Annotated in this window: 10 protein-coding genes and 1 pseudogene; 1 reads left to right on the top strand and 10 read right to left on the bottom strand. The window is 64.5% G+C overall.

Annotated elements, in window-relative coordinates; translation table 11 throughout:
* Positions 1 to 56: 56 nt before the first annotated feature.
* The 9 genes and pseudogenes from BDOA9_RS35625 to BDOA9_RS35585 form a co-directional block, all read right to left on the bottom strand.
* Entirely contained in the window at positions 57 to 353 is a 297-nt protein-coding gene (locus tag BDOA9_RS35625) for a HypC/HybG/HupF family hydrogenase formation chaperone (RefSeq protein WP_025038690.1), read from the bottom strand.
* A gap of 26 nt (positions 354 to 379) precedes the next feature.
* Positions 380 to 955, bottom strand: coding sequence for a HyaD/HybD family hydrogenase maturation endopeptidase (locus BDOA9_RS35620; RefSeq protein WP_025038689.1), 576 nt, complete (start codon positions 953 to 955; stop codon positions 380 to 382).
* A 17-nt stretch (positions 956 to 972) separates the two neighbouring features.
* Positions 973 to 1,716: a Ni/Fe-hydrogenase, b-type cytochrome subunit gene (cybH, locus tag BDOA9_RS35615; protein ID WP_025038688.1), complete on the bottom strand. Its 744-nt coding sequence runs from the start codon at positions 1,714 to 1,716 to the stop codon at positions 973 to 975.
* Between the two features lie 9 nt (positions 1,717 to 1,725).
* The gene (locus BDOA9_RS35610; protein ID WP_025038687.1) at positions 1,726 to 3,516 is read right to left on the bottom strand and encodes a nickel-dependent hydrogenase large subunit; all 1,791 of its coding nucleotides are present in this window, start codon (positions 3,514 to 3,516) and stop codon (positions 1,726 to 1,728) included.
* A 29-nt stretch (positions 3,517 to 3,545) separates the two neighbouring features.
* Positions 3,546 to 4,637, bottom strand: a complete 1,092-nt coding sequence (locus BDOA9_RS35605; RefSeq protein WP_025038686.1) for a hydrogenase small subunit — start codon at positions 4,635 to 4,637, stop codon at positions 3,546 to 3,548.
* 196 nt (positions 4,638 to 4,833) lie between these two features.
* A complete protein-coding gene (locus tag BDOA9_RS35600; RefSeq protein ID WP_025038685.1) occupies positions 4,834 to 6,273 on the bottom strand; it encodes a nickel-dependent hydrogenase large subunit in 1,440 nt (479 codons plus the stop codon).
* The gene (locus BDOA9_RS35595) at positions 6,270 to 7,286 is read right to left on the bottom strand and encodes a HupU protein (RefSeq protein ID WP_025038684.1); all 1,017 of its coding nucleotides are present in this window, start codon (positions 7,284 to 7,286) and stop codon (positions 6,270 to 6,272) included. The genes BDOA9_RS35600 and BDOA9_RS35595 overlap by 4 nt, the downstream gene beginning before the upstream one ends.
* Positions 7,287 to 7,346: 60 nt before the next feature.
* Positions 7,347 to 8,670: pseudogene (locus BDOA9_RS35590) on the bottom strand (DUF3422 domain-containing protein).
* A gap of 116 nt (positions 8,671 to 8,786) precedes the next feature.
* Positions 8,787 to 10,784 carry a methyl-accepting chemotaxis protein gene (locus tag BDOA9_RS35585; RefSeq protein WP_192859684.1) on the bottom strand — a complete coding sequence of 666 codons (1,998 nt, stop codon included), beginning with the start codon at positions 10,782 to 10,784 and terminating at the stop codon, positions 8,787 to 8,789.
* A gap of 472 nt (positions 10,785 to 11,256) precedes the next feature.
* Here BDOA9_RS35585 and cybH (BDOA9_RS35580) point away from each other — a divergent pair, with 472 nt between their 5' ends.
* Positions 11,257 to 11,979, top strand: a complete 723-nt coding sequence (cybH, locus tag BDOA9_RS35580; protein ID WP_025038682.1) for a Ni/Fe-hydrogenase, b-type cytochrome subunit — start codon at positions 11,257 to 11,259, stop codon at positions 11,977 to 11,979.
* On the opposite strand, the gene BDOA9_RS35575 is transcribed toward cybH (BDOA9_RS35580), so the two are convergent.
* Positions 11,976 to 14,228: a TonB-dependent receptor gene (locus tag BDOA9_RS35575; RefSeq protein ID WP_152033753.1), complete on the bottom strand. Its 2,253-nt coding sequence runs from the start codon at positions 14,226 to 14,228 to the stop codon at positions 11,976 to 11,978. The genes cybH (BDOA9_RS35580) and BDOA9_RS35575 overlap by 4 nt on opposite strands.
* Between the last annotated feature and the right edge of the window lie 10 nt (positions 14,229 to 14,238).

The raw sequence follows: 14,238 nt of genomic DNA, 5'->3' as shown, positions 1-14,238 counted from the left end.
GCCCGAAGCCTGCCCCCGGGGCCGGGCACGATGGATCGCAGCCGCAGGAGGGGCGGCTACTCAGACCGAAGATGTGCCGGCAGTTGCGGCTCGCGGTCGATCAGATCGGCGAAGTAGCGGTCGCAATCCTCGCCGTCGAGGGCAGCACCGAGCCCGTCGATCGCAGCACCGATCAGGCGCGCTTCATCCTCATCCAGAAGCCGGATCGCGGTATCGATATAGACGAGCACGTGGCCACCGACCGGTGGGCTGTCGAGCAGCATCATGGAGACGTGGCGCTGCTCGCCCCGGAATTCGCACAGCGCCGACATTCCGTCAGTCTCGACGATCGTCATCGGCAGGCCGAGGCACATCGCGCTTTCTCCAGAAGGCCGGGCCGTCAGGCCGGCCGCATCTCGTAATTGACGTGGTCGATGTCATTGGCGAGCAGCCGCTCGGTGTCCGACAGCGGCGCGCTGCGACGGCTCACCGTGACGCCCCACTCGGCCAAGATTTGGCCGGCGAGATCGATCGCGGGTTCGATCTTGTCGCGCACCGGCGCCGTCAGCGGCCCGCCCCAATCTTCGAGATCGAGCGGCTGGCAGCCGATCAGCACCAGATGCTTCGGGCACCTGCCGAGCAGATCGGCGGCGCTGATCACTTCCTGAAAGCCGGTTTGGTGCAGGCTCATCTTCTTCGCGCCGGTGAAACGCGGCACCTCCTCGTCGCGCACGAGCTTCAGCTGGCCGGGTTCGAGGCCGTAGTCGATGGCGTCGAACACGATCAGCCGGTCTGCCTCTTCCAGATAGTTCACGAGGTAGAGACCCTGCGTGCCGCCGTCGAGGATGGTGACGTTGTCAGGCACGGCGTAGCGGCGGTGGAACTCTTCCACCACGCGCACGCCAAAGCCTTCGTCGGCCCACAGGATGTTGCCGATGCCGAGCACCAGGATGCGGTCTTGCGAGGATGTCGGCATCGGTCGGGCTCCCATTCTCAATCGCGGAATTGCCGCTCGCCGGACACCATCGAGGAGATGATGCTCTGGCGCGACATGATGTCTTCGCGGATTGCTGCGTAGATGTGCACCATGACGAACGCCACCAGCGCCCACATGCCGAGATGATGCCAGGTGTGAACGTCCTGGCTGTTCGGCCAGATCCCGAACACCCAGCCGAACAGCTTGTGCTGCCAGCTGTCGATCCCCGCGCCTTCCGAATAGAGCGCAAAGCCGGTGACGATCATGAAGGCCACGAACAGCGTGAAGCCCGTGAACATCGCGGTCTGCGCCAGCGGATTGTGGCCGACATACATCTTCGGCTCGCGCTCCAGGAACGCGTACCACCGGATCTCGTGCAAGACCTCCTTCCAGAACTGCTTGCGATGAAGGGGAATGTAGAAGATCTGCCGGGAGTGGTGATTGCCGACGAAGGCCCACAGGATGCGCGTGAGGAAGAACACCGCGAGCACCTGTCCGGCGGCGAAATGGGCGAAGCGGATATAGCCCATCACGAAGTTGTCGGACGCCTCGCCCGCGACAGTCGGCAATGGCGTCCCGATGAAATAACCGGTCACCATCAGCACGATGATCGCGAACGCGTTCACCCAGTGGCAGATACGCACCGGCGCTTCGTAGACATAGACGGTGGGCCGGCCCACCGCCCGTTCTCCGGAAGCGTCCGCTGCGATCGCCGAGAGGTTCGGCCCTGCCTCCGAGCCGGGAGCAATGGCATCCATCATGACCGCCTCCTACCTGACCTTGACCTTGGCGAGTTCCTGGCCGTCCGGGCTCATGACGTGAGTCGAACAGGCAAGGCATGGATCGAAGGAATGGATCGTCCGCAGGATCTCCAGCGGCTGCTCCGGATTGACCATCGGCGTGTTCATCAGCGAGGCCTCGAAGGCGCCGATGTTGCCCTTGGGGTCCCTGGGCGAGCCGTTCCAGGTGGTCGGCACGACGCACTGGTAGTTGTCGATCTTGGTGTCCTTGATCTTGATCCAGTGCGCCAGCGCGCCGCGCGGGGCTTCCGTGAAGCCGAAGCCCTTGGCTTCCTTGGGCCAGCTCTCAGGCTTCCACTTGTCGACGTTCGCGGTCGAACTGTCGCCGGCCTTGATGTTGGCGATCAGCTTGTCCTGGAAGTAACGCATTTGGCGGCCGGCCCAGACCGACTCGAGCGCGCGGGCCGCGGTGCGGCCGAGGGTCGAGAACAGCGCCGACATCGGCAGGTTCAGGTCTTTCAAAAACTTGTCGACGGGATCTTTGAATTCCGCCTTGTTCTGCGCATAGCCGACCACCCAGCGCGCCAGCGGTCCAACCTCCATCGCGTGGCCTTTCCAGCGCGGCGCCTTGATCCACGAATACTTGCCGCCCTCGTCGAGCTGCTCGATCGCCGTCTTGGTGCCCTTGGCGTTGGGCCCGAGTTCGTAATTCGGCTCCGTGATGCCGTCCCAAGGGTGCAGGCCCTTGGTCTCGTCGGGGTATTTGTACCAGGAGTGGACAACGAACTCCTGGATCTCGTCGGGGTTGGCGTGGTCGACCGGAAACACCTCGGACAAATTGCCGTTGATGATGGCCCCGCGAGGTAGCTTCAGGCTCTTGGTGGAATAATCGTTGGCATGTTCAGGCACATCGCCATAGGCGAGCACGCTCTGGCCCGAAATGCCGCCGCCGTAGAGCCAGTCCTTATAGAACGAGCCGATCGCCGCCACGTCGGGCAAATAGACCAATTCGTTGAACTCGATGATTCGATCGATGATCGAGGAGATCAGGTTCAACCGCTCCATGTTGATGGCACCAACGGCCCCGGTGCCGTCGACATTGATCGGACAGGGCACGCCGCCGACCAGCCAGTTCGGGTGCGGGTTCTTGCCGCCGAAGATGGTGTGGATCTTGACGATCTCCTTCTGGAAATCGAGCGCCTCCAGGTAATGCGCGACCGCCATCAGGTTGGCCTCGGGCGGCAGCTTGTAGGCCTTGCTGCCCCAATAGCCGTTCTTGAACGGACCAAGCTGCCCGGACTCGACGAACTTCTTCAATCTGGTCTGCAGGTCCTTGAAATAGCCGGGCGACGACAGCGGCCAGCTCGAGATCGACTGGGCCAGCGTCGAGGTCGCTCGCGGGTCGGCCGAGAGCGCGGAGACGACGTCGACCCAGTCCAGCGCATGAAGGTGGTAGAAATGCACGACGTGGTCGTGCACCTGCAGGGCGAGCTGCATCAGGTTGCGGATCGAATTGGCGTTCTCGGGAATCGTGATCCCGAGCGCGTTCTCGACCGCGCGTACCGAGGTCAGCGCGTGGGTACCGGTGCAGACTCCGCAGATCCGCTCGGTGAACGCCCACGCGTCGCGTGGATCGCGGTTCTTCAGGATCACTTCGATCCCGCGCCACATAGTGCCGGTCGAGACCGCGTTGCGGATGACGTTGTCGGCGTCGACATTGACCTCGACCCGCATGTGGCCTTCGATACGGGTCACGGGATCGACGACGATGCGCTTGCCGGAATTGTCGAGATTGAAGCCGTTGGGAGTTTGGATACCCATGGTGTTCCTGCCCTAATGTGTCTTTTCGATCAGCTATTGTGGTCGGCGTCTTCGCGCTTGGTCGCGAGCCGCTTCACCGCCGTCACGGCCGCGTGCGCGGCCACCGCGGCGCCGACGGCGCCGGCCGCCGCCATGCCGATCTGATCGGCGTTCTTCTCAATGCCGAACTGCTTGATGTTGGTGAGGCGGTCGTAGAACGAGCCCTTGTCCCAGAAGCCGTCCTCCGAACAGCCGATGCAGCCGTGGCCCGACTGGATCGGAAAGGATACGCCTCCGTTCCAACGCACGGTCGAGCAGGCGTTGTAGGTCGTCGGCCCCTTGCAGCCCATCTTGTAGAGGCAATAGCCCTTGCGCGCGGCCTCGTCGTCCCACTCCTCGACGAACTGGCCGGCGTCGAAATGCGGCCGCCGGTAGCACTTGTCGTGGATGCGCTGCGAGTAGAACATTTTTGGCCGGCCCTGGCGGTCGAGCTCAGGCAGTTTGCCGAAGGTGGTGATGAAGGTGACGACGCCGGTCATCACCTCGGCGATCGGGGGGCATCCCGGCACCTTGATGATCGGCTTGCCGGTGATGACCTTGTCGATCGGCGTCGCCTGGGTCGGGTTAGGCTTGGCCGCCTGCACGCAGCCCCAGGACGCGCAAGCGCCCCAAGCAATGATCGCCATTGCGTCCTCGGCCATCATCTTCAGCTTCTCGACGAACGGCTTACCTCCGTCGATGCAGAACATGCCGCCCTCGTTCAGCGGCGGGTTGCCCTCCACCGCGAGGATGTACTGGCCTTTGTGCTTGGCGCGCGTTTCCTCGAGGATGGCTTCGGCCTGGTGGCCCGCGGCGGCCATGATGGTGTCGTCGTAGTCGAGCGAGATCATCGACAGCACGGCATCCTTGACCAGCGGGTGCGCGGACCGGATGAAGCTCTCTGAGCAGCAGGTGCATTCGAGCCCGTGCATCCAGATCACGGGCACACGCGGCTTGGTCTCGAGCGCGTTCGCGATGCGGCTCGCCGCCAACGGCCCGAGCCCGAGGCTCGTCGCCGTCAGGCTGCAGAATTTGTGAAAGCTTCGACGCGTGATCCCTTGCCGCCTGATCACGCTGTAAAACGTTTCCGTCGCCGTGCCCATAAGTCCTCCCGTCTTCGGCTTTGACTTTCGATGACGCCAAAGACAGCAAGAAGCGGGCCAGCGGCTTCGCGCGATTCAAATGTAGAGAGATTCCAAGCCCTTAAGCATCAGGATCGCTCTCTCGAATGATGCGAGGGAGCGCTTGAGGACACGAAGCGGAAACAACGCGATTTGCAGTCGGCAACGAAGTTTCCGGCTAGTGCGCAGTGCAAACCATGCAGGGATCGAACGAACGCACGATGTGTTGGATCGCCACCGCGCGCGCACCGGCATCGCCGACTTCGGTGCCGACCAGCGCCTGCTCCAGCGGCCCGCCGACGTCGAAGGAATCGCGCGGCGAGAAATTCCACGTGGTCGGCGCGATGATCTGGTAGCGTTCGATCTTGCCGCCGCGTGCTGCCATCCAGTGCCCGAGACTGCCGCGAGCGGCCTCGACCAGGCCGACATAGCTTCCGTCAGGGACGTCGCGCGAATTGTTGCAGAACGGCTCCGAGAGCCGGAGCTCGCGCGTCCACTGCTCCATGGCAAGCGCGATGCGCGCCGTCTCGATCAACCGTGCGATCACGCGGTTGCGCACGTTGGTCCGGCTGAGCGAGACCAGGTCCGCAATCAGCGCCTGCCCCGCCACCGTCTGCCGCGCGATGGCGCCGACCTCGATCGGCTGGCCGGATAGCCGCGGCGCCTTGCACCAGCTGTAGGCCGCCGGCTTGTCGGGATCCGGAATCGTGTTGCTGTGAGCGGGATCAACGGAGGAATCCCGCATCCAGGCATGCGAGACGTCCTCGGTGATTTGCGCGAGCGGCAACGGCTCGATCGCCGCGCGCGGTCCGAATAGCCCCCGCGGAAACAGCCCCCCTTCGACGCCGTGATAAGCGCCGTAGCTCATCATCAGGCCGGTGCCCCGGCCGAGCTCGCTCAGTGCGAGACCATCCGCAAGCCGCAGGAAATGGGCAAAATCGCCGCCGCGGCCGTCGCGCCAGCGATCGAGATCGTCAGCGCTAGCAATCGCCAGCACATTCTCCAGCGAATCCGCGAACACGATGCGCTCGAGAAAACTGCGGAACGCCGTCGTGATCGACAACAGCCGAACCCGCTCGCCGAGATCAATAGCGCGTGTGGTGCCGCCAGGCTGGAACGCGAGGCTGTGCGGCCATTTTCCGGCGATGACGCCCATGGTCTCCAGCAGCTTCGCCCGCGCCGGCAGAGCGTCGCGCGCCGCGCTGCCGCGCGTCGCGGCAAAGCGCTCGCGCGTCGCTTCGTGCCAGTCGTTTCCGGCATAGGCCTCGCGGGCAAAGTCCGGCATGAAGAAGATGTAGAAATGGGTTAGATGGTCGGCCGCGTTTTCCGCGGCGTGCGCGATGTTGGTGGCGAGCAACCCGTTGGGCGCGGCCTCGATCGCCATGGCGTCGCGCAGCGCGGCGGCGGCGGCCACCGATTGCGAGACCGAGCAGATGCCGCAGATCCGCGGCGCCAGCGCCAGTGCGTCAAGCGGAGGACGCCCCTCCAAAATCTGCTCAAACCCGCGATAGAGCGGCGCCGTCACCTCGGCGCGCACGACGCGCCCGCCCTCGACGTCGAGACGGACTTCGAGGTCACCCTCGACGCGGTTGAACGGTCCGATCGTGATCCGTTTCATGGCTTGGTCTTGGTCGTCGCGCGGCCCGGCGGCACGACGACATGATCGGCTGTTGCGTTCAGCCGCACGCGTCGCGGCGTCGCCGACTTCGACAAGGCGGCGAGCGCGACGAACCAGGCCTTTGGCATGTCGGTCGGCAGGCCGACCGGAATCCCGGCAAGCTTGGCAGTCTCAAGAAAGTTCTGGGCGCCTTCGAACCCCGGGGACGTGCAGGCGATGCAGGCGTAGCCGCCCTTGGTGCAGGAGCCGCCGCCGTTCCAGGAGCGCTGGTTGCAATCGCCCACGGCCTGCGTCGCCTTGCAGCCGAGATGCTCCATCAGGCAGCCGCGCTCCGACATGGTCTCGGCACTGGCCTTGAACTCGTAGAACTCGTTGCGGGAACAGCCATGGTGCGCGAGATGATTGGCGACGAATTTGGGGCGCCCATATCCGTCTAGGTCACTCGCTGCGATATCCTTAGTGGTCAGCGCCAAGATGGTTTCCATCATCCAGCCCGGATGCGGCGCACAGCCCGCGACGTTGATGACGGGCAGACCGAGCCGCGAGCGGAACGCCCCGCCCAACGCACCGCCGCTGTCGGTTCCCTCGAACTGCAGCCCGACCGCATCGGTCGGGTTCGATCCCGCGGCCGGCACGCCGCCGTAGGCGGCGCAGCTCCCTACTGCGATCACATAGTCGGCGCGTGGCGCCAGATCGAGCATCCAGCGATAGACTGAGCGGCCCGTGCCGGCGAGCATGTTGAAGCGGCCGGAGTCGTTCGGCCCACGCGCGACGGAGCCTTCCAGCAACAGGAGATCGAGCCGCACCTTGCCGTCGAGAATTGATTGCAACACCTCGACCGCCTCCTCGCCGGTCTCTTCACTGACCGACGGATGCCACAGCAAGTTGACGCCGAACTGCCTGAGCTCCTCGAACCAGCCGGAAGCGCCGCTTTCGAGGATCGACATGGTACAGCCGCCGCAGCTTGCGCCTTGCAGCCAGAGCACGTTGGTCGTTCCGTTCGATGCTCTCATCGCTGCTCCTCCATGTCTTCTTGTTCCTAGCACAAACGCAACGCCTTGGCTCGGGGAACCTCATTCGCGCCCGGCGGACATGCCGCCGTCGTGCTTCAGATGCCGCTTTCGGATCTGATGAGTGACGATCCAGACCACGCCGACGGCCACCGGCACGAACAGCGCGGTCGCCAGGGAAGGCTCGACGTGCAGGCCCCCATCGTGGGCACCCTTGGCGAGATAACCGAACAGGCTGACGACATAGTAGCCAATCGCTGCGACCGACAACCCTTCGACGGTGCTCTGCAGGCGTAACTGCAACTTGGTCCGTTCGTCCATCGAACGCAGGAGATCGCGATTCTGCTCCTCGAGCTCGACGTCGACGCGCGTGCGCAGCAGATCGGCCGCGCGTGCAAGCTTGATCGACAGATTGGCCTGCCGGTCCTCCATCGTGGCGCAGGTGCGCATTGCCGGCGCCATGCGGCGGGCAAGAAAGGAGGACCAGGTCGGATAGCCCGCAATCTCGCCGCCCTCGATCACGGCGAGCCGAGCCTGCACGATCTCGTAGTAGGCCCGGCTGGCGCCGAAGCGGAACAGGCTGCCGGCAGCGCCCCTTTCCAGCGACGCCGCCAAGGCCGTCAACTCGGTCAGGAGATGGTTGTTGAGCTTGAGATCCTGTGCCCCTTGCATCTCCTCCAGCACTTCCACGAGCCGCCTGCCAATATGATCGACAGCCGGCGCAAGCTCGCGTGCGGCGGGCAGGCCGAGCAGCGCGAGGGTGCGATAGGTCTCGATCTCCAGCACCCGCTGCACCAAGGCGCCGAGCCGGCCCGGCGACAGGGCCTCATTGCCGACGAGGATGCGAACAAAGCCCTGCTCGTCCGCGCGGAAGTCCGATGCGATGACGGCGGGTCCGCTACGCACAGCAGCGATCGCGAGACTGCCTCTCTCGAACAGCTGCTGGGCGCGCTCCAGCGCCGCCTGGGTCTGCTCGACCTCGAGCTTGACTGCGACCAAGAGCTGCCCGGACTGGCGCAGCGAACTGATCAGGGCAGCGGCCTCATCGCCGATCTCGCCGAACCCTCGGGCCGACATGCCGGTGGGGGTGAGAATCCAGGTGAAAGTCGTGAATTCTGAGTGCTGCTCCCAGCGCAGTTGGGTCGAGCCGATCGAGACCTGATGGTGCTTGGTCGCGGCATCCGGCGCCGGCTGTCCATGCGAGGTGCAGAAGGCCACGAACCGCGCCCGATCGGCGGCGGCAACTTCCCCCTCGCCGAGAAAGGCAAAGCGCAGCACGGTGAGCGGAGCCGTCAGCCGGGGTGAAGGGGCGGGCATGCACCTCGCCCAGCACCGCACTGCGCTGCGGATGCTGCACAAAGCCGCCGAGGTCGAGGTCAGGGTTCATCGCATTCCCTTGGTAGCGCTTTCAGCCCGCGCGCCATGCCGCGGACCTTATCGTTCACTACCACACCGTACCCAGGCTGATGCAACGATCCGATGGCAGGACGTCTCCACCCGGCGTCAGGCTGCCGCCACGTTCGCCATGAAGCTGTCGAGCTCGACGCGCAGGCGCTGGCTGGCCTCGGTCAAGCCGCGGGCCGATTGCAGCACCGCCGAGGCCGCAGCACCCGTCTCGGTCGCCTCGCGATTGACTTGTTCAAGATTGGTCGAGACCTGACCCGTGCCTGAGGCCGCATGCTGGGCGCTGCGCGCGATCTCCTGCGTGGTCGCAGTCTGCTGGTCGACGGCGGATGCGATCGAGCCCGAGATCGACGAGATTTCCCCGATCGTGCCGGCGATCGTCTTGATCGCCGCGATCGACTCGCCCGTCGCCAGCTGCATGCCCTGGATGTGCGCGCCGATTTCCTCGGTGGCGCGCGCGGTCTGGCTTGCAAGCGACTTTACCTCGGAGGCCACCACCGCGAAACCGCGCCCGGCATCGCCCGCACGCGCTGCCTCGATCGTCGCGTTGAGCGCCAGCAGGTTGGTCTGCTCCGCCACCGCCGTGATCAACTTCACCACGTCGCCGATCCGGTGCGAGGCCTCGGACAGCGCGGCGATGCGAACATCAGTGTCGCGCGCCTGTTGCACTGCGTTTTCCGAGATGTCGTTAGAATTGCGAACCTGGGCCCGGATCTCGTTGATCGAGAGCGACAGCTCTTCGGCTGCCGCCGCAACCGAACGGATGCTGCCGGCCGATTCACGCGACGCACCGACCACCGCGGTCGTGAGGTCGCCGGTCGCCTCCGCATTGCGCGAGAGCGTCGAGGCGGCGACTTCCAATTGCCGCGCCGAGCTCGAGATGTCGTTGACGATGTCGCCGACGGCGGCCTCGAACGTGCCGGCAAACCGCGTCAGCTCGGAGCGGCGAAGCTCCGCGGCCGACTTGTTGCGCTCTTCGATCGCGGCCGCCTCCCGCTCGGTACGTTCGATCGCCTGACGTTTGAACAGCTCGACAGCCCCGGCCATCTTGCCGACCTCGTCGCGACGGCCCAAGCCAGGCAGCACGATCTCATGCCGGCCCCTGGCGAGCTCCGCCATGGCGCTGCACATGGTGATCACGGGGCGCGCGATGCCGCGCCCGATCGCAAACGAGAGCAGGAGACCGATGGCGATCGACGCCAGCGCCAGAACGACTACGACGGACTGGCCGCTGGCGATCTGCTCCGACGTTTTCTTCTCGGCCTCGGCCTGCTCGGCCAACGCCACGCGCTTGAGCGAGGCCGCCGCCCCCGACAGGCTGTGGCGCAGGTTCCACATCCCGGAGACGAGAGGATCAATCTGCTGTGTGGATGCCGCGACGCGCGCGACGCTCTCGCCATAGGCGGCGAGCCGATCGGAAAGCGCCTGCCCGCCATCCGTCGCCCGCAATGCGCCGCGATCGACCAGCCGGCGCACGGCGTCGAGCCGTTGCTTGGCGCCTTGCACGAGCGTGACGTCATGGCGCCTCAGCTCGGCCGTCACCAGCAAATCAATGGTTTCGAAGCGATCGAGGAGACCATCGCCCGCATCGACGGCGCCGCGCGACGTCTTCGTGTCCCCCAAGGCGGCCTTGATCGCACGCGCCTGCTCCTCCAGCATCGCCGCGGAGCGGTCGAGCTCCGAGCGCAACGCCAGTATCTTGTTGAAAGCGTCGGTATAGGCGCGATAGGCCTCGAATAGTTCCTTGATGGATTGCTGCCAGCTTAACGTCGACGTCTCGGTCTTGGCCGCGGTGATAGTCTGCTCAAGCTTTCGCCTTGCCTCTTCGGCGGCAGCCTCCGCCTCCCTGGTCCCGGCCATGGCAAAATAACGCGCGTTGCTCTGATAGGCGGACAACGAGCTGTCGATCTCGCGCGCATAATCGGACTCCGACATGCTGACGCGGTAGACGCCGAAGCCGTCGAGGATCTTGTCATAACCCAGCCAGGCGCCGGCCATGGTTACGGCCGACAGCAGCAGCACGACCGCAAAACCGATCATGATCTTCGCCCGGATCGACACGTTGGCGAAGACGGGCTCGCTCTTGGGAAGGCTCATGGCGGCGGCGTTCATCCGCCCATGGCTGTGAAACAGGCGCGACGTCGGTTGCCCATCCCGGGCGATAGCCCGTGCGACAAAGCTGAGATTCATTTCGCAATACCCGCTCTCTGAAAGCTCGAAATGATGCGACGATGCGGTCTCAACCCTAATCATCGGTAAACCGAAACCTGCTGCTGCGCAGCGGACGAAGCCTTCGTCTCGGCGATGTTGATCGCCGCGCTAGCGTTCATTCGGCAATGCCGCGATGCTCGCGCTGAAAAAGAACCAGCAGTTTCAAGCGAGGACTGAAAGGTGAATTTCCATCGCGAGGCACAATTCGTTTCCATGTTGGCGCATCGTGCAGCGCATCAAGCGCTGCTCGAATTTTTTTCGTAACGGGGACTCTGCAAACGGCCGCCCGCGATATCGTCGGAGAGAGTGAGCTGATTCGTTTGTTTCTGCGTCGGATCGCTTTAGGCAGGAGCTATCGATGACAGAGATGGAAATACCGGGCACGCTCGATGCCGTCGGTGCCGCCGGAACCAATCGCCAATCGATCTATGTGTACGAAGCGCCGGTGCGTATCTGGCATTGGCTGAATGCCGCACTGATCGCCCTTCTCGTGATCACCGGCTATCTGATCGCCTCGCCGCTGCCGTCGATGCCGGGCGAGGCCTCGAACTGGTACACGATGGGCTATATCCGCTTCATCCATTTCGCATCCGGGCAGACGCTGGCCGCAGCTTTCCTCTACCGCATCTACTGGGCCTTCGTCGGCAATACCTATGCGCGGCAACTCTTCGCGCTGCCGTTCTACAACCGGATCTGGCGCTGGGGCCTTTTGTACGAGCTGCGCTGGTATCTCTTCCTGGTGCGCTACCCGAAGAAATATGTCGGCCATAATCCTCTCGCCAATACCGCGATGTTCCTGTTCGTCATGGCGATGATCGCGATGATCATGACCGGGTTCGCGCTCTATGCGGAGGGCGCCGGCATCGGCAGCCTGTGGTATCGCCTGTTCGGGTGGGTGTTCTCGATCTTCCCAAACAGTCAGGACGTCCACACGTTACATCATTTGGGCATGTGGTTCATCGTGACATTCGTGATCCTGCACATCTATGCCGCACTCCGCGAAGACATCATGTCGCGCCAGAGCATGCTGTCCGCGATCATCACCGGCGAACGTACCTTTCGCGATTCACGACCGGACTAGAAGCTGCCTGCCATCGTGACCCGGATGGCCAGCGGCTCCATCGGGTGCAGCACATAATCCATGACGCCGTTGGCGCAGACTGCCGCGGGCGCGGCCTTCGCGGCACAGAGGTTGTAGAGCGTGTCGGTCTTCAGCAGCGAACCATAGGCGTAGGCGATCTGGTTCGCCCTGGCGTTGAACAGGTTGAGCACGTCGAACTGAAGACGCCAACCGTTCTCCGCGCGGTAGCCGAGCCGCGCGTTGACGATGCTGGTCGGCTGCGAACGAAACGCGTTGTCCTCCGTCAACGGACTGGAGCCGATGTAGCGCCAGCGGGCGCTGCCGAACCATCCCGTCCTCTCGCCGAGCGTGATGCCGGCCGATGCGATCATCGCCGGCGCGTTCGGGATGTAATTGCCCAGCGCGTTGCCGATTTGCGTCTCGGGAAAGCCGGCTATCGAGGCGTAGACCGCCGCTTGATCGCCGTCATAGCCGCGGAAGCGCGCACGCGTCATGGCGAGATCGGCGTCGATGTCGATCCAGGGCCGCGGCCGGTAATGGTTGGTCCACTCGAATCCGTAGCGGCGGCTGGCGCGGGTCGCCTCGGTATCGCCGGCATCGCCCGAAAACAGGATCTCGGAATCCTGGTCGAGAATGAAGAGACTGAGCGAGGTATCGAGGCCGGGAACGATCCTGCTGCGAACGCCGACCTCGGCGCCGCGCGTGCGCACCAGCAGCGGCGACGGCGAGAGCTTTGTCGCGGGATCGCTAGGGTCCTCTATCGTTGTCGCGCCGCGCGCATCGTTCGAATGCATGCCGTAGCCCGCGCCGAGGAACAATTCGGTCTGGTTGAAGGGGCCGAGCACCATCCGGAATTTCGGACTGCCGAGCGCGGCATCGACGCGGCCGGAATTGCTGGGATTGAACAGCGAGGTGACGTCGGCGGCATAATAGTCGCCGCGCCAGCCGACCGTGGTCCTGAGCCAGTCGGTCCAGCGCACGGTGTTCTCGGCATAAATGCCGACGCTGCCCTCTGCGACCTTGTCGCTGCGGACGTTCGACAGGATGCTGCGCTGGAAGGTGTTGGTCAGCGCCAGATCGACCGCGTCATAGCGCGATTGCAGACCGAAGGTGGTCTGCATCGGCAAGCCTGCGAACAAGCCGTTCAGCGTGCGCGAGATATTGGCGCCCGCCATCAGGCGATCGTCGTGCTGGTGGAACTGGTCGCCGAGCACGGGGTCGCTGAGGTAGTAGGTGAAATTGTTGAAGAGATCGAGCTGGCTCTTCACGACATAGGCATTGGCTTTCCAGGAGCCGAGGTCGTCGCTCTGCGCGATCCGGCCCGAGAGCGCAAAGCGGTTGGTGTTGCCGCCGTCGGTCGGATCCTCAGAGCCGAACCGGTCGAGCAGGCCCGACGTGATCGCGCGCTGCGGCACCTGGTCGGTCGAATTCCATCTGTTGGCATAGGCCATGCTGGTGATCGACACGCCGTCCGTCGCGGTGCCCTGGCTGTAGCGCACGAGCGCGTTGAGCTTGCGCACGTCGTCCGGATTGGTCCAGGGACCGTTATAGGTGCCGAGCTCGCCGGCGACGAGCAGCGCGCCGTCGCCGACTTTGGCAGAGTCCATGCCGAGCAGGCGGCGATAGCCGAAGCTGCCGACGGTCACCTGCGCGAGGCCTTTCTCGACGCGGTCGATCAGGCCGATACGGACGCTGCCGACGGAGGCGAAGTCGCCTTCGTCGGCGAAGTACGGGCCCTTGCGCACATCCATCGCGCCGATGGTTTCCGGGATCAGCCAGTTGAGATCGGCATAGCCCTGGCCGTGCGCGTGGGTGCGCATGTTGACGGGGACGTCGTCGACGTAGATGGCGAGGTCGGTGCCGTGGTCGAGATTGTAGCCGCGCAGGAAATACTGGTTGGCTTTGCCCTCGCCGGAATGCTGAGTGACGATCAGGCCCGGCACGGCTTCGAGCGCTTCGCCCGGACGCGTGAACGGTCGCGCATTGAGCTGGTCGCCCGAGACGGTGAGCGCGCTCGCCATGTTCTGCGGACCCTTGACGCCGGTGGCGACGCCGGACGACGCCGGTTCGGGCGATGCGGCGGGATAGACGAGGATACGATTGTCGGCCGCGACGGGTTTTGCGGCCCGGCGCGACGCCGGAGGCGTTTTGCCCTGAGGCCTCCCGCCGCCCTCGACCTGGACTGGAGGCAGTTCATGGACGAGGTCATCTGCCTGAGCGCTGGCGATGCCATAGTTGCCGAGGGACATGCCGGCCACC

It is taken from the genome of Bradyrhizobium sp. DOA9 (genome assembly GCF_000617845.2).
GTDB lineage: Bacteria > Pseudomonadota > Alphaproteobacteria > Rhizobiales > Xanthobacteraceae > Bradyrhizobium.
This window is presented reverse-complemented; position numbering and strand designations above follow the sequence as displayed.

Excerpts from the sequence above, each read along its gene's own strand:
- BDOA9_RS35625 (WP_025038690.1), bottom strand. The coding sequence starts at position 353 with ATGTGCCTCGGCCTGCCGATGACGATCGTCGAGACTGACGGAATGTCG.
- BDOA9_RS35620 (WP_025038689.1), bottom strand. The coding sequence starts at position 955 with ATGCCGACATCCTCGCAAGACCGCATCCTGGTGCTCGGCATCGGCAAC.
- cybH (WP_025038688.1), bottom strand. The coding sequence starts at position 1,716 with ATGATGGATGCCATTGCTCCCGGCTCGGAGGCAGGGCCGAACCTCTCG.
- BDOA9_RS35610 (WP_025038687.1), bottom strand. The coding sequence starts at position 3,516 with ATGGGTATCCAAACTCCCAACGGCTTCAATCTCGACAATTCCGGCAAG.
- BDOA9_RS35605 (WP_025038686.1), bottom strand. The coding sequence starts at position 4,637 with ATGGGCACGGCGACGGAAACGTTTTACAGCGTGATCAGGCGGCAAGGG.
- BDOA9_RS35600 (WP_025038685.1), bottom strand. The coding sequence starts at position 6,273 with ATGAAACGGATCACGATCGGACCGTTCAACCGCGTCGAGGGTGACCTC.
- BDOA9_RS35595 (WP_025038684.1), bottom strand. The coding sequence starts at position 7,286 with ATGAGAGCATCGAACGGAACGACCAACGTGCTCTGGCTGCAAGGCGCA.
- BDOA9_RS35585 (WP_192859684.1), bottom strand. The coding sequence starts at position 10,784 with ATGAGCCTTCCCAAGAGCGAGCCCGTCTTCGCCAACGTGTCGATCCGG.
- cybH (WP_025038682.1), top strand. The coding sequence starts at position 11,257 with ATGACAGAGATGGAAATACCGGGCACGCTCGATGCCGTCGGTGCCGCC.
- BDOA9_RS35575 (WP_152033753.1), bottom strand. The coding sequence starts at position 14,228 with ATGTCCCTCGGCAACTATGGCATCGCCAGCGCTCAGGCAGATGACCTC.